The organism is Candidatus Symbiopectobacterium sp. NZEC127 (assembly GCF_025962675.1).
Classification (GTDB): domain Bacteria; phylum Pseudomonadota; class Gammaproteobacteria; order Enterobacterales; family Enterobacteriaceae; genus Symbiopectobacterium.
Genome location: NZ_JAGFPG010000002.1, coordinates 652,501 through 672,248, shown reverse-complemented (window position 1 = coordinate 672,248; position 19,748 = coordinate 652,501). Strand labels below are relative to the sequence as shown.

The following is a 19,748-nucleotide window of genomic DNA, read 5'->3' as shown; positions in this document are numbered from 1 at the left end:
AGTAGAGTAGGCAGGTATGAGTACGGGTCTCCATTCACGTCTGGACACCCGTCTTGGGCTAAAAACGTAAAATGACCTTACAGCAGCTATGACGATCGTTTTCAAACGTTGCCATCGCGCTGACCACTTCCTGATACGGATAGCGGTGAGTAATCAACTTACTGGGATCGATCAATCCAGCGCGCAGCCAGTCGATCACAATCGGGAATTTATGCGCATTGAGGCGCGAGGAATAAATACTCAGTTCCTTGCTGGTGATCCCTTGCTGCGTGACGGTGCACGGGTCCGCAGAGAAGCCCATCAACACAATACGGGCGGCTGGAGACGCGAGCGTAATCGCCTCTTGCAGAATGGATGGATGGCAGGCAGCATCAATAATCAACGTGGGTCGATATCCCCTACGAGCCAGCTCATCCGGTAAGGACAGGTGCGTGGTATCGATAACGTAATCCGCACCACTTTGCCGTGCCATTTCAAGCCGCTCTGGAATGCGATCCACCACGATCACGGTTTGTACCTGATAAACGCCTTTCAGCACCTGAACAGAGGTCAAACCCATCGGCCCCGCGCCATAAATCAAGGCACAATCTTGCTCTGTGGGTGTAACCTGACCCGCTACATTTGCTGCAATCGTGAAAGGCTCAACCATGACCGCGAACTCATCACTCACATCGTCAGGAATATGATGCGCGTTACGGGCTGGCACCACGGCGTATTCACTGAAACCACCGTCACGATGCACGCCCAATACCACCAGCTCCGTACACACGTTCGGTTTGCCAATGGAGCACGGATAACAGTGACCACAACTGACAACAGGATCGACAGAAACACGTTCACCCACCCGCGCGTCCTCAACGCCCTCTCCTACTGCCTCAATAACGCCAAAAAACTCATGACCAATCACTCGAGGGTATTTAGCAAAGGGGTTATGGCCGTGGTAGATATGGCTATCTGAACCGCAGATCCCTGCCAAACTGATTTTTACCCGTACATCCCCTGGCAAGGGCTGCGGGATAGCGCGTTCCTCAATATCCAACTGGTTGGGTTGTGCGATAACAATACTTTTCATTCAGCAACCTCATTAATGGCTAACATGCATACTACCATACAAGAAAACATAAAAAAAACCTATGAGCAACATCACATTTACCATCAGTCACACGTGGAGATACTCGAATAGGCTGATTTAAAAAAGCGTTATTTTACAGATAAATAACGCTTCTATTTCTTGCATTATCAGGCGGAAAATTACCAGACCAGCGTGCGCAGCGTCTGTTTCACCCCATGCTGAAGCAGAGACTGATAGTAGCGGGTCACCGTCGCAACAAACTCACGTTGCTGCGGCAAGTCTTGTCCAAAGATAGCTTCAAGTCCCAGCAATACCTGAACGCGGGCTTCTCCCTGCTCGCTGTTACGCACCACGTCTGCCAGCACATCACGCAACGGATCGCTGATATCAATGGCATTTCCCTGCTCATCCACGCCACCGACATAACGCATCCATCCGGCCACACCGAGTGCCAGCATGTCGAAACGACTGCCGTGCGCCAGATGCCAGCGAATCGAATCCAGCATACGCTGTGGCAGCTTCTGCGAGCCGTCCATGGCAATTTGCCAGGTACGGTGCTTCAGCGCACGGTTGCGGTAACGCTGTAACAGCGCGTCGGCGTAAGCCGCCAGATTAACACCCTGGGTGCGCAGCGTGGGAGCCTGCTCTTGCAGCATCAGGTGGTGTGCCGCTTTAACGAGTGCCTCGTCCTGCATGCAGTCGCTGATATGCGCATAACCCGCCAGATAACCGAGATACGCCAGGAAGGAGTGGCTGCCATTCAACATGCGCAGTTTCATCTCTTCGTACGGCAGCACGTCCTGTACCAGCTCCGCCCCCGCCTTTTCCCAGGCGGGACGCCCGTTGACGAAGTTGTCTTCAATCACCCACTGAAAGAACGGCTCGCAGGCAATGCCCGCCGGATCGTTCACGCCCAGCAGTTCGGTGATTTGCGCCAGCGTTTCTGGCGTCATCGCCGGTACGATACGATCCACCATGGTGGAAGGGAACGTCACGTGCTGCGCGACCCACTGCGCCAGTTCAGGGTCCTGACGCTGCGCCAGTTGGGTAATCACATTGCGTGTCACATGGCCATTTTCCGGCATGTTGTCGCACGACATCACGCTAAACGGCGGTACACCGCGCGCTTTACGGCGTTTGATCGCAGCCAGAATGACACCCGGCAAAGATCGCGGCCGATCCGGATGCTGGAGATCGTACGCAATCATCGGATGCTCGGCGTTAAGCTGTCCGGTTGCCGGATGGTGGCAGTAGCCTTTTTCCGTCACCGTGATGGATACGATAGCGATATCCGGTGCACTTAATGCTTCCAGCACCGCCTCGATGCCGTCCAACTCCGCGTGCAGGGCGGTTTTGGCTACGCCAACAATACGGCTGGTCCAGCCATCGTCCGCCATTTCCGATACGGACCACAGCAGATCCTGCTCGCGAATATCCTTAATCTGTTGCTCACCGCCAATCAGGTTGATTTCGCAATAGCCCCAATCGCTGCCGAACTGTGCGGCCAGTTTGTCGGCACACACCGCCTGGTGGGCGCGATGAAACGCGCCGAAACCAATATGAGCAATACGAGCGACCAGTTTGCTGCGGTCATATTCAGGCACCGCGGCTTTTGCCTGTAAGAGAGACGTTGTCATAACAGTTTTTCCCAACGTTGATGCTCGCGCATCCGTTTACAATTATTCACCTACCGATGAGACAGTCCGTGTTCCTTTGACCGATGACGCGTCCTTCTGGTGCCACAGGGTGTCATAAGGATGCCCGGTTAAGTCCTCAACGATACGGCGTGTTTCTGGTGTCACATCCTGTTTTCTGCCATTGGCTTTCAGGCGTTCCACTTCATCCACAAATATCTTGTGCGTGCTCTTATTCAATCGGAAGGTCAATGCCTGCCACAGCGCTATCAACAACAGGCTGACGGTACCGATAAACATCAGGCCCGCAATGGTTTGAATCGCTTCTTGCGGTTGGGCCTGGCTGCCTTTCATAAAACCGCCCCACTGCAACAACAGGCCAACAATAAAGGTGGCAATCGCGACGGTGGTTTTACGTGAGAAGGTCATTACCGCAGCGAACAGCCCTTCACGACGCTGACGGGTGATCATTTCGTCAATATCGGGAATGAACGGGAACACGTTCCACGGCGTGAACTCCAGCACGCAGCGACCCACCTGATAGAACCCTGCCAGCGCTACCAGCATCACCATCTTGTTTTCTACCGGGAAACGGTAGACGTAGAAGAACCCGGCCAGACACAGCATCATCAGCGTGTAGGAAAAGATATACAGGCGCGACGGGCCATATTTGATGATCGCCAACCCGGACAGCAACGTCACTGGCAGCCCGACAATACTCATGGAGAGCAGGCTTCCGGCAAACGCCGAGGAGACGTTCAGACAGTAGACGCAGAAGAACACAAACACCGTGTTGTAGACATCTTTTGCCGTGAAGGAGAACAGATAAATTGCCAGGTGTTTTCTAAAGGCACGCACATGCAACGTCGACGCATAATCCTTAAACAGGCCACCCAGCAGACGCAGCTTTTCACCCAGGGTGCGCGGCGGCGTTTCCGCTTCTAACTCGGCCAGCATTTCCGGCGTCAGTTCGCGTTCCCAGGTCACTTTCCAGGAGATGAACACACACACCATAAAGATAACCGAGAACATCACACCGTTAATCAGGTACGCGTTAGCATCATGCTCACCGTAGTGCTTGATCAGCAGGCCAGGGATAAAGGTCGCAAGAAACGTCCCCAGCGCCGAGAGGAACATACGGCACGTAGAGAGTTTGGTGCGCGAGTTAAACCCTTTGGTCATTTCGGACGGCAGCGTCTCCCATGGGATCAGCACCATCGCGGCAATGACTTCAAACGCCAGGTACACCGCCAGATAGAACCAGTAATTCATGCCGTTGAGCCACAGCAACGAATACACCAGCATCAGCGGCGCACCGACCAACAGAAAGAATCGGCGGCGACCAAATTTCTTACCGAAATAGTTTTTATAAAAGTGGTCGGTAAAACTGCCCATAAACAGACTGACAATGGCATCGACAATACGCGCAATGGCGACAATCGAGGCAGCTTCCACCGGCGTTAAGCCCACAAAAGTGGTATAGAAAAAGAGTAACCAGGCCCCGATAACGGTAAAGGCACCGCCACCCATAATATCCGTCAAACCATAACCGATACTGACCGGTATAGTCACTTTCTTAGAAGCAGACATGTTCTATCCTCATTAAAATGAGAGTAATAATCAGAATTTAAAATAGTGTAGGGCGTTATCGTGACAAATATTTCTTACCATACGTTGCAGGATAATGTCATCCGCGGGAAATTCCCCGGCATCGATCCATTGTCCAATTAATCCACATAATATCCGACGGAAATAATCGTGACGCGGGTAAGAAACAAAGCTGCGCGAATCGGTCAGCATACCGACAAAATTCATCAGCAGCCCTTGATCCGCCAGCGCGTTAAGCTGGCTCAACATGCCACGGCGCGTATCGTTGAACCACCAGCCTGACCCGAACTGAAGCGGTGATTTAACCCCGTCTTCTCCGGACTGGAAGTTGGCAATCGTCGAGGCCACAATGTCATTGTAGGCCGCGTATAAGTTATAAATGATTGTCCTGGGTAAATGATTCTCCTCGGCCATTGCATTGAGAAAGGCATTAAGATTGGCAGCCAACCGGGGTTGATCGGCAATAGCGTCAAACCCGCTATTTATCCCCACTTTTTCCAACATGCGTTGGTTATTATTGCGGATCGCGCCGAAATGAATTTGCATAGCCCAATCATATTTTTTATATAACCGGGCCAGCGTAATAAATAATACGCTTTGCCAAATACTCTCTTCCGCAGCGGTGATGACTTCACCCTGCATTTTTTTCAGGAATACCGTATCACCTTGTACCGTAGTGAACGGTGTAAAGGTTAAATCGCCCAGTCCGTGATCGGAAATACGGCAGCCCACCTCGTGGAAAAACTGTACCCGCGCTTCCAGCGCCCGCTCAAAATCCGTGAACCGGGTAATGGTTTCGCCGGTTAATTCCGCCAAACGCACCAAGGCAGAAGAGAACTGGTGTCTGTCGTGCGAGAAAAACTCATCCGGTCGAAAGGTCGGCAACACTTTTGGGGTGAAACTGGCATCCTGCTTCAACAACTGATGATAATGCAGAGAATCCAGCGGCGAATCCGTGGTGCAGATAACCTCAACCCGAGAGCGCGTCATTAACGCTCGCGGTGTGAAGGCATCATCCTGCAACTGGCGGTTGCAGGCATCCATGATGTCACGCCAGTTACGGCTGCTCAGCATCTCATCAATGCCGAAGTATTGTTTCAGTTCCAGATGCGTCCAGTGATAAAGCGGGTTACCAAACGCCGCTTCAACGGTTTCTGCCCACGCCTGAAATTTTTCTTCAGGGGAGGCATTGCCGGTTATCTTTGCTTCTGGGATACCGTTGGCGCGCATCGCGCGCCATTTGTAGTGATCGCCTGCCAGCCACAGTTCCGTGATACTGCTGAAACGGCGGTTTTCATAAATGTCTTTGGCTTCCAGATGGCAGTGGTAGTCAATAATCGGTAAATCCCGTGCCACCTGCTGATAGAGTTTGATCCCAGTCGGGCTGCCTATCATGAAATTGTCGTTAATCAAGCTCATTGCTTTTCTCCCGCACCATCACCGTTGATGACGACTTACCAGTTCCACAGCGTACCGTCTTCTAAACGCGCTACCGGCAGGTAGGCCGGCTCGTAGGGATATTTCGCCGCCAGTTTTTCGTCAAACTCGATGCCCAGCCCCGGTTTTTCTCCCGGATGCATGTAGCCATCCTCAAACGTCCAACTGTGCGGGAACACTTCCAGCATCTGCTCGGAGTAGCCCATGTATTCCTGTACGCCAAAATTCGGCACCCAGAGATCGAAGTGCAGCGCGGCGGCCATGCAGATCGGTGACAAATCGGACGGGCCGTGTGAGCCGGTACGAACCTGATACAGCGAGGCAAAATCGGCAATGCGGCGCATGCCAGAGATACCGCCCGCATGGGTAATGGTGGTGCGGATGTAGTCGATAAGCTGTTCTTCGATAAGCTGTTTACAATCCCAGATGCTGTTGAACACTTCCCCGACGGCAATCGGTGTTACCGTGTGCTGACGAATCAAGCGGAAGCATTCCTGATTTTCTGCTGGCGTAGGATCTTCCATCCAGAACAGGCGGTAGGGTTCGACACTTTTACCAAAGCGGGCTGCTTCAATCGGCGTCAGGCGGTGGTGCATGTCATGCAGCAGGTGTTCGTTGAAGCCGTATTTGTCACGCACCGCTTCGAACAGTTTCGGTGCGAAATCCAGGTATTTTTCCGTTGACCAAAATTGTTCTTCTGGCCAGTTCCCTTTGGTGGCGGGTTCATATGCCAGACCTTTGCCTTTTGCCATGCCGTAGGTGGTTTTCATTCCCGGCACGCCGCACTGCACGCGAATCGCTTTGAAGCCCATTTCACGGTGTTTGGCGTAATCATCCAGCGCTTCATCAACGCTGTGCCCAGTGGTGTGGCAGTACACCATCACTCCTGTGCGCGACGCGCCGCCCAGCAGTTGATACAGCGGCATGTTGGCAACCTTGCCTTTGATGTCCCACAGCGCCATGTCCACCGCCGAAATGGCTGACATGGTCACCGGGCCGCGACGCCAGTAGGCCCCTTTGTAGAAAAACTGCCAAATATCCTCAATCTGCTGCGCATCCCGCCCGATGAGCTGCGGGCAAACATGGTCTTTGAGGTAAGAAGCGACAGGAAGCTCACGTCCGTTCAGCGTGGCATCACCGATACCGGTCACACCGTCTTCGGTAGTGATTTTCAGGGTGACGAAATTACGCCCCGGACAGGTAACAAATACTTCAGCACTTACAATTTTCACGTCAATATCCTTTTACATCACGTTTTCTATGCCGACTACCATACAAGTAGATCTAGTATGAAAACATGAGCCAATTCACATTTAGACACGATGGAGGAAAATTGTTCGAAGGAGAATCAGTGAGTGCTGCCCGGCCAATACCGGGCGTTGTTAGCAGGCAGGACGAAGAGCGATACGGTTTTCTTCAATAAAATCAATGAAGAGTTTCACCATGGGTATTTGCGCACTGCGCTTGAGATAGCTGACAGCGAAAATGCGTGGCAACGGGGTTTCCAGCGGTGTGATGGTGATATCGTAGCCTTCGAGGCTCCCGGCGACCTGGGTGCACAAGAACACCACACAGTTCTGATTCATCACCAGATCCATGATGATGTCGATATTGCTGCATTCGCGGAAATAGCTAGGCTTCAGTCCCTGTTTTGCATAGGCATCAGAAACGATGGCATGCTCGCCGGTGCCTTTCTGCGGCACAATCAGCCGTGCCTGTGCCAGGGTTTCAAGGCTCAGCGTTTTGTGCTGCGCCAACGGATGATTGCTCGCCATCACGGCCACCAGTTGATCTTCATACAGCACCTGATGGGCAAACAGCGGATCGTCCTGATAGTCGGCAAACGGCGTGGAATAGGAGAAATGGAGATCGCCGTTACGCACCTTTTCTAACAAATCCATACTAACACCATCGATAAACGACATCTCAATGTTAGGATAGCGCCGCTGAAACTGGCTAAAAATTTCGTAATGCCGCAGACGATTGAATATCGGAAGCACACCCACTAACAATGCGCCATCGTGGCTGTCTTCATAACCACGAATAAATTGCTCAATATCGTAATATTCTCTAATTATGCCACGTATTTTTTTGGCAAATGCCTTACCAAAGGGGGTCAGAGAGAATTGGCGCGTAGTGCGATTTATCAGTTTTCTTTCTGTTTCCTGCTCCAGACGTGCTATCTCCTGCGAAAGAAACGCCTGGGAAATATTCAACGTTTTCGCGGCTTTGGTAAAACTACCAATGCGAATCAGCTCATGATAATAGACCAGGCGCTTAATATTTATCATTGATGCCTTAATTTATAATTAATAGATATAACTATTATATTAACACACAAAAAAACAAATGTGACAAGAGACACAAATAACAGGTTGCCGAACGTGCTTAAATGAATCCCGCACAACAAAACAATATATATTATTTATATGTGAATGCCAGGTTGCATAAATGGCATAGGGAACGTGCATCTCAATAAAACGATGTTAGCAGCATAAAGATATTTTTCATTATTCAGGTTATGCACAAGGGTGTGGCGCAAAGACACACATTGCCGCATGGCTGCATTCATCTGCAAAAATCGTATTCGCCTCTTTGATGAGCGAATAGCGCCCAACCTCTTTTTGGATGCGCTATTCGCGCGCGCCCTATTTCTGGGTAACCGAGGTTGGGAAATAATGCTTGTTAATCACTAAGGAATGATGATGTCTACCAACAATAAATCGATGGCGCTGTGCCTGCTTTGTACCTTAGGTTGCTTACCCGCTACTGCCGCTATTGCCGATGCGCCGTTACATACGTTGTCCATTAAGAAGAGTGTTCCATCGGTAAAATTGATCTCCAACGTGGTTTTCTCTCAGGTGCAAATGCGCGGCTATTCCAACGTGGCGCTGAAAATGGATATTTTGCAGCCTGAATCGCCCAACGCCCTGCCTGCCGTGCTGTTTGTCACCGGTGGCGGTTTTATTAACGCCAACAAGGATAACTACGTTCAGCAGCGTCTGGCGATGGCCGAAGCTGGCTATGTGGTTGCCAGCATGGAATACCGTGTAGCGCCGACCGTGCTGTTTCCTGCGCCGCTTGAAGATGTGAAATCAGCGGTGCGTTATCTGCGAGCACAGTCCGGAAAATTTGGCATTGATGGCGCGCATATTGCGGTATTCGGCGCGTCGGCTGGCGGCTATCTGGCCGCCTTTACCGGCACATCGAACGGCGACAAACAGTTTGATAAAGGGGAAAATCTGGATCAAAACAGTCAGGTGCAAGCGGTGATCGATTTCTACGGGCTCTCCGATTTGCTGCGCGTCGGCGAGGGCTTCCCCGATGAGGTGGTACAAAAACACACCTCCGCGTCCGCCACCGAGGCTATCTGGGTGAACGGTACTTCCGTGTTTAACGATGGCGGCCCGATTACACGCTATCCGGAACGCGCTGCCGCCGCTAACCCCATCAATTACATCAACAGCAATACCCCACCATTCCTGATTATGCACGGCACCAAGGACACCATTGTCTCACCGCGCCAAACGGAAATACTGCATCAGGCATTATTACAAAAGGGCATTGATTCTACCTATTACTCGGTTAATAACGCCCAGCACGGCGGTGATTACTGGATGCAGCCAGAAATCATGAAAATTGTGATCCAGTTCCTGGATAAGCATTTAAAGGGCTAATTTTCACAATACAGTAACCTTTTTCCTTCTTTCTCGCGCCTGAATATTCAGGCGCGTTATCTTCCCGTAGATTCTGATACTTGTTCATCATGGTTTTCATCATTATTTATAAGCCGATCACACTATTTGCCGCTAATAAAAATGATTCTCAATTGACTCTATTACATTATTTACTTTTCATTCACACTCGCTCATGATATTTAATGACAAGCTATATTTATCTTCCTGAAATTTATAATAAATCCAGATAACTTTTATATTAATCTTCAAACCCGCAAATGTGATTTACTGCACACTCTAACCACTATGAGGTATGGTCAAATAAAACCCATAGGAAGCTCATGGTTTACGTGCGTCTTATATTTTTTATCGATAAAAAATTTCTGATGCCTGCTGGGTACCGATATAAAAAAGTTTTTGTTCACTGTCTCAGGGGAGTTCTTCCACGCTGCGTCACAATGAATCAGACATTACAAAAGCCAATCACCCGACGATTGTTCGGTACCGACATCAGCATGACTACATCAACTAGCATTCAATACTGAAGGTGATGTTATGGAAGATCATTCCCGCCGCCGATTTCTTGCCTACATGGGGAGTGCCATTTTTGTCACGGGCAGTTCCTCATTGGCGTTAGCAAATGAGGCTGCACCGCAAAATGCGACACCCGCTACCGGCGCCCCGAAAGGGGTACGTTATGGCATGCTGCACAACGAGTCACTGTGTATCGGCTGTAAAGCCTGTATCGGTGCCTGCAAAGAGACCAACAATGTCCCCGATGGCGTGACCCGCCTCGAGATCCTGACTTCGGTGAATATTCCGCGTACCTCGACCAGTCGTGCCGTGCGTCAATATTTCCGTAAATCCTGCCAGCATTGCGAAAACCCGCCGTGCGTTTCCGTGTGCCCGACCGGCGCGTCCTTTAAAGATGCGCTTACCGGCATCGTTGACGTCAACGACAAGCGCTGCGTGGGCTGTCGCTATTGCATCGCCGCCTGCCCTTACCACGTGCGCTTTATCAACCCGGTAACCAACACCGCCGACAAGTGCAACTTCTGCCGCGAGACCAACCTGGCCGCAGGCAAAAAACCGGCCTGCGTCGAGATCTGTCCGACCCACGCACTGGTGTTTGGTGATTTGAACGATCCGGCCAGCGATATTTCTCAGATGATCCTCGCGAACCCGACCTATCGTTCCAAAGTGTATCTGGGCACCGAACCGCAGCTCTATCGCATTCCTGGCAAACGCGGGGTAATCGACAATGCTTAATGCTTTCCACTTCGACACGCTGGTATGGGACTGGCCCATCGCCATCTATCTGCTTTTGGTGGGCATTTCCGCGGGCATGATCACCCTGACGATGCTGCTGAAATATTATGTGCCCGCCGAGTACAGCGGCAAAAACCCCATCGTTATCGCGACGGCTGTCGTGGCGCCGTTGTCGGTAATGCTCGGTCTGATTATTCTGATCTTCCACCTGACGCGCCCGATGACCTTCTGGTATCTGATGGTGTTCTATAACCCTGGCTCCATCATGTCGCTCGGTGTGATGCTGTTTCAGGTCTACTTCGTGTTTATCATCCTGTGGCTGGTCAGCCTGTACCGCGATGAACTGCTGACGCTGGTGAGCAGGTTCAACAACGGTGGCCTGCTCTCTCTGGTGCGTAACCTGAGTGCCATTATCCAGAAACGTATCAGCTGGTTTGAGAACACGCTGCTGGTGCTGGCAATCCTGTTGGGCTGCTATACCGGCTTTCTGCTGTCGGCGCTCAAATCCTTCCCGATGCTGAACAACCCGGTGCTGCCGGTACTGTTTCTCGCCTCGGGCACCACCTCAGGCATTGCGGTGGCGCTGCTGGCCGGTGCCCTGAATCGCCGGTTTATCAGCGAACACCAGGGCACGCTGCACTTCATCCACAGGATTGAAAACCCGGTGGTGTTCGCCGAGCTCTTCCTGCTGTTCGCCTTCTTTGTCGGCTTGCTGTTGGGCGGCGGTCAGAAAACCCTGTCGGCCCACAACGCACTGACCGGGTTCTGGGGCGGCGTGTTCTGGATTGGGGTTATCGGCGTGGGCATTGCGGTTCCGCTGGTCGCCGGGCTCCTGAAGCGCCACGACGGGGCGCCAGGCCGCAGGCAGATGGCGTTTATGGCGGGTCTCAGTCTGCTCGGTGTGTTCCTGCTGCGTATGTTTGTCCTGTACGCCGGCCAGATGACAGTAGCCTGAATCATGAAGACGTCGTGGACCCTGTTCTGGATTGCATCCATCACTTTTTTCATGCAATCCGTCGACACGACGATGTTGTATATCGCACTGCCCGCCATTGCGGAGGAGCTTCACCAACCGGTGCTGCATATGGAGCTGATTGTTATCTCCTATGTTGTCACCGTGGTGGCCTTCACCCCCGTCAATGGCTGGATGGCGGAGCGACTGGGTGAACGTAACACCTACCTTGTCGCCATCGTCATTTTTATGACCGGCTCGCTGCTGTGTGTCACCGCGACCTCTATCGTCAGTCTGAGCGCGTTTCGGTTTATACAAGGTATCGGCGGCGCGTTAATGCTGCCGATAATCAGAACCATCATATTGAGGACCACGCCAGATACCATGAAACTTTTATTCCTCAACCGCATTACCCTGCTGGGGTTACTGGGCACCATGATTGGCCCGGTGGTGGGGAGTGTGATGGTCAATATGCTGTCGTGGCGTCTGATTTTTGTCCTTAACATTCCCCTGTGCCTGATGTGTCTGTGGCTGGCGAGAACCCATATTCCCGCCAACATGCAGGTTCCGCATTTTCGCGGGGATACCTGCAAGCTGATGCTGCTGGTCGGCATGCTGTTCCTGGGCACCTTTCTGCTGACAGCGATGCCGAAAAACATCATCAGCCTGCCGCTGAGCGCCGCCTTGGCCCTCACTGGATTCGGCCTGGCATTCCTCTATTTCAAACGGGATATGCTTGCCCCACGGCCTCAACCGCGCGAAAACCTGTTTACCATTAAAACGTTTTCCATCGGCGTGACCAGCGGTATCGTCACGCGCGTGTTACTCTCTTCAATCCCGGTGGTGATGTCGCTGATGTTGCAAACCCAATTGGCGTATGAGCCCGCCACCGTCAGCCTGATTTTGCTGCTGTTTTCCAGCGGTGCCCTGCTGTCTAAACTGGGCTTTGAGCCGCTGATCAAACGGATTGGCTACCGTAAGCTGCTGCTGCACACCACGGTCTTTACCTCACTGTGTATTTTTGCCATGGGTGCCGCAGTGCAGGAGAACGCAACGGTATTCATCGGCCTTATTGCCGTGCTGCTCGGCGTTCTGATTTCGACGCTGCATTCCGCAGAGAGCACGCTGGCCTTCAGCAACCTGAGTCACCATACCTATAACAACGGCAATAACATTATGACGGTGACTCAGTTGCTGTCCATTATGGTAAGCATGGCATTGACCTTTCCCATGCTGCGTTTTCTTGGCCGGATGGAGAGCGCTATTAATGTAAACAGCTTCAGCTTGTTATTTATTTTACTCGGTATCGGATTACCCATTTGCTGTTTTATATTCATGCATCTTAATGAAGATGACGGTCAACATTTTATTCATGGGAGATAAAGGAGAGCACGCGCAATAATTTTTCCGTTCAATATCACATTGAATATTTATACACTTTTTATTGGAACCGTTGATATGAAAACATTTCAGGGTACGGCAGCCTTTTGTCTGCTGATTGCATCAGGCTTCGCTTTTGCAGACGGCGATTTTAAAGCAGGCACCTATTCTTCCGCCAGCACCGGTATCGGTGGCGACGTGACTGTCACACTCGATGTTGATGCACAAGGGAAAATCAGTAAAGCCACGGTTGACGCGCCTTCTGAAACCCCAGAAGTAGGTGGAGAAGCGGCAAAAGTGTTGGCTAAAAGCTTCGTTGAAAAACAGAGCGTCAACATTGATGGCGTGTCTGGTGCTACCTTAACCAGCGAAGCCGCATTAGAAGCGGCAGGCAACGCGTATAATCAAGCGAAAGTCACTAAATAACTGTTATTTATTTCTCGCAGCCGCGCTGCACAATGAATAGTTAAATTAAACATTCCTGCTGAATAATACCGGCAGGATAGCGACTACGCGTTATTCCTTTTCTACCTTAAAAAGGATAACGCGAGCATGGCCCCCTTTTGCCAAAAACAAGATGGGGAATAATAAGAGTAAAACCATCGCATCAATATTTTTATTACAACCATTGAGAGTGGAGAGTATATGAAAATAGTCAGGAGAACGCTGATCGCAGCCGCCTGCTTATCCCTGTTGGGGACCGGCGCTGCTAATGCAGAAACTATCGTAAAAACGGCTGACGTGGTGATTATCGGCGCAGGGGCTTCAGGCACCTCCGCCACCATGGCGGCCGCCGAAAAAGGCGCGAAAGTTATTCTGCTGGAAAAACAAGGTGTGGTTGGCGGCACCGGGAATTTTGCGGAAGGGATCTTCGCCGCAAACAGTTCCATGCAAAAACGTCAGGGGATTATCGTAACCCCGGACATGGCGTTCAAAACCATCATGGAATACAGCCACTGGCTGGCTAACCCGTTCGTGGTTCGCGCGTTTGTTAACCGCTCTGCCGATACCATCGAATGGGTGAAATCCAAGGGCATCAAGTTCGAATACATCGGTCCTGGGGGGCCAGGCGGGATGTTGACCTGGCACGTTATCGACGGACCGGGCCATGGTCGTTTCCTGATCAAAACCTTCCATGAGCAGTTCAAAAGCATGGATGTCACCACCATGGTGAAAACCGCCGGTAAAGACCTGATCGTGAAAGACGGCAAAGTCACTGGCGTGACGGCGCAAGACGAGCAAGGCAACACCATCCAGATCGATGCCAAAGCGGTTATCGTCGCCACCGGTGGTTATGCCAACAACAAAGAGATGCTGCAAAAATACGTCGCCTTCCCGGATACCATCATGGTGGGTAACGTCGGTAAAGATGGCGACGGGATCAAAATGGCCTGGAAAGCCGGTGCCAAAGATGAAGGGATGGGCGTACTGCAAGCATACCGCCCTGGCCTGCCGGACTATGCGCCGAACTCCCACATGCTGGCCGCTGCGCGTCAACCCTACCTGTGGGTTGATACCCATGGCCGCCGTTTTACCGATGAATCCAACGTCATCATTTGGCCTCACTCCGGTAATGCGCTCTCCAAAGCGGGCGGCATCATGTACTCCATCTTTGATGAAACCTCACGTAAACATTACGTAGAAGACGGTATCGATGTGCCGATCGGTGAATGGGTTATCGCCAACACCAAGCTCACCAAATTTGACGATGAGTTTGATAAAGAACTCCAGAAAAATCGCGGTTTTGTCTACAAGGCACAAACGCTGGACGCACTGGCTAAAGCCATGGGCGTTGACGCCAGCGTGCTGAAAGAGACGATCGATCAGAACAACGTCTTTGCCGCGCAAAAACGTGATGAAGTGTTCAACAAGAACATGGATTACCTGCGTCCGGTGAAAACCGGGCCGTTCTATGCCGTTAAAATGCAGCCTGCCGCACTCGGCACGCTGGGTGGCGTGAAAATTAACGAGAAGATGCAGGCCATCAACAAGGACGGCAATGCCATCCCAGGTCTGTATGTCACCGGTAATGACGCAGGCGGCATGTATGGCGACACTTACGATCTGCTGTTAGGCGGCGGCACCTTCGGTTTCGCCCTGAACTCAGGCCGTATTGCCGCAGAAAGCGCGTTGGATTACATGCACTTCAAGAAACAATAAGTGTGTTCGCTGGCAACCTGCGCCCTTAGGGGCAGGTTGCTCTTTTCCCTACCCCGCCTTACGAAACGTCAGATTAAACCGGTAATCCTCCGTTCCTGCTTTGATGGCCTGCACACCGTGAAAACGCAGGCGTGACGGCCCGCCCCACACCAGCACATCGCCCTGCGTCAGCGGGATACGCTGCACGGCGTCACTGCGCTGCATACCACCAAACTGGAAGATAGCCGGTAACCCCAGCGACACAGAAACAATCGGCTGCGAAAAATCCCGCTCATTTTTATCCTGATGCAGTGACATCCGGCTGCCCACCGCATAGCGGTTCATCAGGCACGCATCGGCAACAAAGTCTGGGAATCCGGCTTCGTGCGCGGCCTGTTGCGCCAGTTGAGCAAACAGCACCGGCATCGCGGGCCAGGGCACGCCCGTGAGGGGATCGTGAGACGTATAGCGATAACCCAGCGCATCCGTCACCCAGCCCAGCGAACCACAATTGCTCATGGCGGCCGACATGACAAAACCGCCCGGCGTAGTCATCTGTCGAAACGGCGCCACGCGCGTCAGTTGGTCAATCATCTGCATTAACGCGGGTGCACATTCAGCGGCAAATCCGCGCAGCACCACTGCGCCCGGTGCCAGCGTCTGGGTCCAGCGCGGTGTGCCCTCGAGCGCGAACAGATCATCCGTCATGAGATTCCTTAGCCTCGCTCTCCAGCAGTTGGCGTTTACGCGCGATGCCCCACCGATAGCCCGACAAGGCACCATCGGTGCGAATCACTCGATGGCAAGGAACAATAATCGCCAAACGATTGGCGGCGCAAGCCCCCGCCACCGCACGCACCGCGTCCGGCTGACCGATCTTTTCAGCGACGTCGCGGTAGCTGAGCGTGGTTCCCAGAGGAATGTCTCGCAGAGCCTGCCAGACTCGCAGTTGAAACGCGGTGCCGCGAATATCGAGCGGTAACGTCATCGGCGCGCCCGGTGAATCAATCACACTGACCACCAGCGCCATACGCTGCTCAAACGCAGCATCGCCTTCAACCAAGATCGCATTGGCAAACAGAGCGTGCAGCTCGTTTATCAATGCAGTGGCATCATCGCCCAGTAATACGGCGCAGACCCCGCGCTCGCTCTCCGCCACCAGAACAGCCCCCAGCGAACACGGTGCAATAGCAAAATGGATCGTCATGCCCTGCCCCTTATGTTTAAAACTGCGCGGCGGCATGCCCAGCAGTTGGTGAGATTCCTGATAAAACTGCTCGCTGGAATGAAAACCCGCCGCTAATGCGGCTTGCGTTACCGGCGCATCACCGCTTAACAACGCGCGCACACGCTGACCGCGCAACGCAGCAGCGTAGCGTTTTGGCGTCACGCCAACCTGGGCTTTAAACAGCCGGTGAAAATGGTAGGGACTGATACCCACAGCGCTTGCCACCTGAGCCAGCGTCAGCGATGTCTCGGCCTGCGCCATCAGTTGGCAGGCGTGCTCAATGGCCGCACATTGCCGTTGCTCACGAGACGGATTTCCTGGGCGGCAGCGTTTACAGGGCCGGAACCCGGCCTGCTGAGCCGCCTCGGCATCGGCAAAGAACTGCACGTTTTCCCGCAGCGGCAACCGGGATGCGCAGGAGGGCATGCAGAAGATTCCCGTGGTTTTAACGCCATAGACAAAGCAACCATCAGCCTGTTTATCGCGTCTACACAGGGCATCCCACCAGCTATTTTCACCAGCAGCAGGCTCTTGCTCAGGAAAAGCGCGCGCATTTGTCGACATCATTCACCTCGCAGTCTCTGGTCCTAAAAGATATCTCACCCTACCGATTACGTCTGGTGAATACCTGCCTGATTCTTGCTTTCTCATTCCAGAAACGCATCGCAGGATGACAACCCGTATTCACTCTTTTATGCTGCAAGTTCGCCCCTTTCTCTCACGTTCAGGATCAAGTATGTCATACCCGCAGCCGGTATTATGGAATACGGCACAGAGCGTGCATCTGGCATGCGAACATCTGCGCACGCTCGGGCCGCGCTGGCAAGCGCTGCTGGACCACATCGGCGAATGCCAGCACCAAACGCACCCGCATCGTGAACCCTATGAAGCGCTGATGCGCGCCGTGGCTTACCAACAGCTCACCACCCGCGCGGGTGATGCCATGATCCGCCGCCTGCTGGAGGGTTTTAGCCCTGACGGGCAGGCATTTCCTTCCGCTGGGCAGATTGCCGCCAGTGAAAAAGACGCACTGCGCCAATGCGGCTTCTCAACCCGCAAGGCGGAGACGCTGCACTTGATTGCACAGGGTGCACGCGACGGTGTAGTGCCCACGCGAGAACAGGCGTTGACCATGGACGACGACACGCTCATCGAACGGTTATCGACGCTGAAAGGCATTGGTCGCTGGACGGTTGAAATGTATTTGATCTATGGATTGGAACGAATGGATATCATGCCATTGGACGATCTCGGCATCCGCTTAGGGTTGAGCTATGTGCATCAATGCGATGCAATACCCTCGCGCCGAGCATTGGCGGAACTCAGTCTGCCGTGCCAGCCTTTTAGCACCGTTGCCGCCTGGTATTTGTGGCGCAGCCCGATGATGCCAGACTACGCCGATTTCAAAAGCCGATTGAAAACCAGCAACCGTAAAGGCTGATGGCATTAGCGGGTGCGTGATGCGGCGGGCGACTTCCCACATTCACTGTCACTGCGCGTCATAAACCGGGCGCGCAGTTTGTCGTATACCCAGTTATACGCCACGGTATACGGCAGGAAAAACAGGAAAAAGCCGATCTCTACCATCAACGCTTGCCACAGCGTAATCTCCAGCATCCAGGCTGCGACCGGCAACCCGAACAGGATAAAACCGCCCTCAAAGCCTAATCCGTGCAAGATACGCACTTTGGCACCGCGTGCCACGCGTGATACCGGCCACAGGCGATCGAAAAGGGCGTTGTAGATGATATTCCACACCATGGCGATGCTGGAGAGCATAATCGCCAATGCGCCCATGGAAAACAGCGGCTTGTTAAACAGCCAGGCACCAATGGGGGCCGTGATCAACAGAGCAACGATTTCGTAGCCGACAGCATGAAACACACGCTCACCCACGCTTCGGCGTTGTACCGCGGTTGTTTGTCTCTTTGCTGCGTTAGATTGCATACATCACCACACTTTTATTCATCAATTTGGTATTGGGTCAATTAACAAAACAGGCGGTGGAGAAAGCCTCTCACCGCTTGACGATGGCAGGTTATATCGTTATTACTGGAAGAGTGAAATTAATATCCATCGATAAAATCGATGGACTTGAGAAGAGAGCGGTGATGCGATATTCCCCCGAATCCCTGATTGCCTTTGTTACCGCTGCACAAACCGGCTCCTTCTCCGCCGCTGCGCGCCAGTTACGCAAAAGCCAATCCACCGTGAGCGCGGCGATTGCCAACCTCGAAGCCGATCTCGGTTTGGTACTGTTCGATCGTTCCGGGCACCAACCGCGACTGACCGATGATGGTCATAAGGTGCGGGTGCACGTTCAGGCCATTCTTGCTGCCAGCGACACGCTGGATGCGCTGGCGGTGCGCCTGGCTAACCGCATTGAGCCGCGCCTGACCTTTGTGTTGTCGGATATGTGGAAAGCGGATCATTATGATCCCTTGCTGCACGCGTTTTCTGCCCGTTTTCCTGATATCGAATTCGAGTGTCTGATCGCCGAGGATGAGGATGCCATCGACCTGCTTCAGGCGCAGCGTGCGCACATGGGCGTGATTCGCACCCAACCACAGTATCCGACAGAAATCAGCGCCTCGCGGTTGCACGTTAAAACCGAAATGACCCTCTTTGTTGCCGCACAGCATGCGTTGGCACATCAGCCGTCTGTCACGCCGCAGCAGTTGGCAACGGTACGCCAGCTTTGTCTGAATACCTATACGCGCAATCAGCGTCAGCCAGAGGAAGGCGTCATCTGGTCTGCCCCTTCTTACCTTATGCTACTGGAAATGGCAGAACAGGGGTTTGGCTGGAGCATCCTGCCACGTTGGTTGGTCGCCCAGTTTGGTCATCAGATATTGGTGGAACTCTCGGTGGCAGGTTGGCCGCAACTGATTGAAATGGATGTGGTGTGGTCAAAACAGTATCCGCCAGGACCGGCAGGGTTTTGGATGATTGATAATTTGCTGATGCAAAAAGATCCGACCTTGTCCTGAAATAGATGAGACCTTGATAGATCATCGCAGACCGACTATTTTCATAGCGACGCGATAAAAAAACCACATTATTTAAAGGGAAAATAAGTCGATAAATTTACTTATTTTTATTAAACAAGTTACGCAATATAATAAGCATCAATGTCCACCTGGCGCATTATTGCATTTTCGCCATTTTCACTGCGTTTTTTTTATCGCCCAGGATGTACAAACCCGCCGATTCAATGCAAAAACTGTGATATACCAAAGTGGTACGTCGCGCCAGAAACCCCTACCATGGTCAGGATAATTGTGCTAATGCATGACTGAAAAATTGCACATAAAAATGATAACCATATGCAAGACAGAAAGTCTTCAAAGGA

General features: G+C 52.4%; 17 protein-coding genes. 8 read left to right on the top strand and 9 right to left on the bottom strand.

Annotation, left to right across the window (positions count from 1 at the left end; all coding sequences use genetic code 11):
- Positions 1–58 precede the first annotated feature (58 nt).
- The 6 genes from J5069_RS12995 to J5069_RS12970 form a co-directional block, all read right to left on the bottom strand.
- Complete coding sequence (locus tag J5069_RS12995) at positions 59–1,072, bottom strand: Zn-dependent oxidoreductase (RefSeq protein WP_264644272.1); 1,014 nt, start codon at positions 1,070–1,072, stop codon at positions 59–61.
- A gap of 179 nt (positions 1,073–1,251) precedes the next feature.
- The gene (locus J5069_RS12990) at positions 1,252–2,709 is read right to left on the bottom strand and encodes a mannitol dehydrogenase family protein (protein WP_264644271.1); all 1,458 of its coding nucleotides are present in this window, start codon (positions 2,707–2,709) and stop codon (positions 1,252–1,254) included.
- 42 nt (positions 2,710–2,751) lie between these two features.
- A complete protein-coding gene (locus J5069_RS12985) occupies positions 2,752–4,296 on the bottom strand; it encodes an MFS transporter (protein ID WP_264644270.1) in 1,545 nt (514 codons plus the stop codon).
- Between the two features lie 30 nt (positions 4,297–4,326).
- The gene (gene uxaC, locus J5069_RS12980; RefSeq protein WP_264644269.1) at positions 4,327–5,733 is read right to left on the bottom strand and encodes a glucuronate isomerase; all 1,407 of its coding nucleotides are present in this window, start codon (positions 5,731–5,733) and stop codon (positions 4,327–4,329) included.
- Between the two features lie 35 nt (positions 5,734–5,768).
- Positions 5,769–6,983: a D-mannonate dehydratase ManD gene (gene manD / locus J5069_RS12975; protein WP_264644268.1), complete on the bottom strand. Its 1,215-nt coding sequence runs from the start codon at positions 6,981–6,983 to the stop codon at positions 5,769–5,771.
- Positions 6,984–7,133: 150 nt separating this feature from the next.
- A complete protein-coding gene (locus tag J5069_RS12970) occupies positions 7,134–8,042 on the bottom strand; it encodes a LysR family transcriptional regulator (protein WP_264644267.1) in 909 nt (302 codons plus the stop codon).
- A gap of 414 nt (positions 8,043–8,456) precedes the next feature.
- On the opposite strand from J5069_RS12970, the gene J5069_RS12965 reads away from it, so the two are divergent.
- From J5069_RS12965 to J5069_RS12940, 6 genes are all read left to right on the top strand, one after another.
- Entirely contained in the window at positions 8,457–9,428 is a 972-nt protein-coding gene (locus tag J5069_RS12965) for an alpha/beta hydrolase (RefSeq protein ID WP_264644266.1), read from the top strand.
- A gap of 555 nt (positions 9,429–9,983) precedes the next feature.
- Entirely contained in the window at positions 9,984–10,697 is a 714-nt protein-coding gene (locus J5069_RS12960; RefSeq protein ID WP_264644265.1) for a 4Fe-4S dicluster domain-containing protein, read from the top strand.
- Complete coding sequence (gene nrfD, locus J5069_RS12955) at positions 10,690–11,652, top strand: cytochrome c nitrite reductase subunit NrfD (protein WP_264644264.1); 963 nt, start codon at positions 10,690–10,692, stop codon at positions 11,650–11,652. Before J5069_RS12960 ends, nrfD begins: the two co-directional genes overlap by 8 nt.
- Before the next feature lie 3 nt (positions 11,653–11,655).
- A complete protein-coding gene (locus tag J5069_RS12950) occupies positions 11,656–13,032 on the top strand; it encodes an MFS transporter (protein ID WP_264644263.1) in 1,377 nt (458 codons plus the stop codon).
- 75 nt (positions 13,033–13,107) lie between these two features.
- The gene (locus tag J5069_RS12945) at positions 13,108–13,455 is read left to right on the top strand and encodes an FMN-binding protein (RefSeq protein ID WP_264644262.1); all 348 of its coding nucleotides are present in this window, start codon (positions 13,108–13,110) and stop codon (positions 13,453–13,455) included.
- Positions 13,456–13,674: 219 nt separating this feature from the next.
- Entirely contained in the window at positions 13,675–15,189 is a 1,515-nt protein-coding gene (locus J5069_RS12940) for an FAD-dependent oxidoreductase (protein ID WP_264644261.1), read from the top strand.
- Positions 15,190–15,237: 48 nt separating this feature from the next.
- Here the strand turns inward: J5069_RS12940 and alkB are convergent, their stop codons facing one another.
- Both alkB and ada read right to left on the bottom strand, forming a co-directional pair.
- Positions 15,238–15,876, bottom strand: coding sequence for a DNA oxidative demethylase AlkB (gene alkB / locus J5069_RS12935; protein WP_264644260.1), 639 nt, complete (start codon positions 15,874–15,876; stop codon positions 15,238–15,240).
- Positions 15,866–16,963, bottom strand: coding sequence for a bifunctional DNA-binding transcriptional regulator/O6-methylguanine-DNA methyltransferase Ada (ada, locus tag J5069_RS12930; protein WP_264644259.1), 1,098 nt, complete (start codon positions 16,961–16,963; stop codon positions 15,866–15,868). The genes alkB and ada overlap by 11 nt, the downstream gene beginning before the upstream one ends.
- Positions 16,964–17,132: 169 nt before the next feature.
- Between ada and J5069_RS12925 the strand changes: the two genes are divergently transcribed.
- The gene (locus J5069_RS12925) at positions 17,133–17,837 is read left to right on the top strand and encodes a DNA-3-methyladenine glycosylase family protein (protein ID WP_264644258.1); all 705 of its coding nucleotides are present in this window, start codon (positions 17,133–17,135) and stop codon (positions 17,835–17,837) included.
- Between the two features lie 5 nt (positions 17,838–17,842).
- Here J5069_RS12925 and J5069_RS12920 read toward each other — a convergent pair whose 3' ends face one another.
- Positions 17,843–18,343 carry a multidrug/biocide efflux PACE transporter gene (locus J5069_RS12920; protein ID WP_264644257.1) on the bottom strand — a complete coding sequence of 167 codons (501 nt, stop codon included), beginning with the start codon at positions 18,341–18,343 and terminating at the stop codon, positions 17,843–17,845.
- A gap of 164 nt (positions 18,344–18,507) precedes the next feature.
- Between J5069_RS12920 and J5069_RS12915 the strand changes: the two genes are divergently transcribed.
- Complete coding sequence (locus J5069_RS12915) at positions 18,508–19,386, top strand: LysR family transcriptional regulator (RefSeq protein ID WP_264644256.1); 879 nt, start codon at positions 18,508–18,510, stop codon at positions 19,384–19,386.
- The last annotated feature ends 362 nt before the right edge of the window (positions 19,387–19,748 follow it).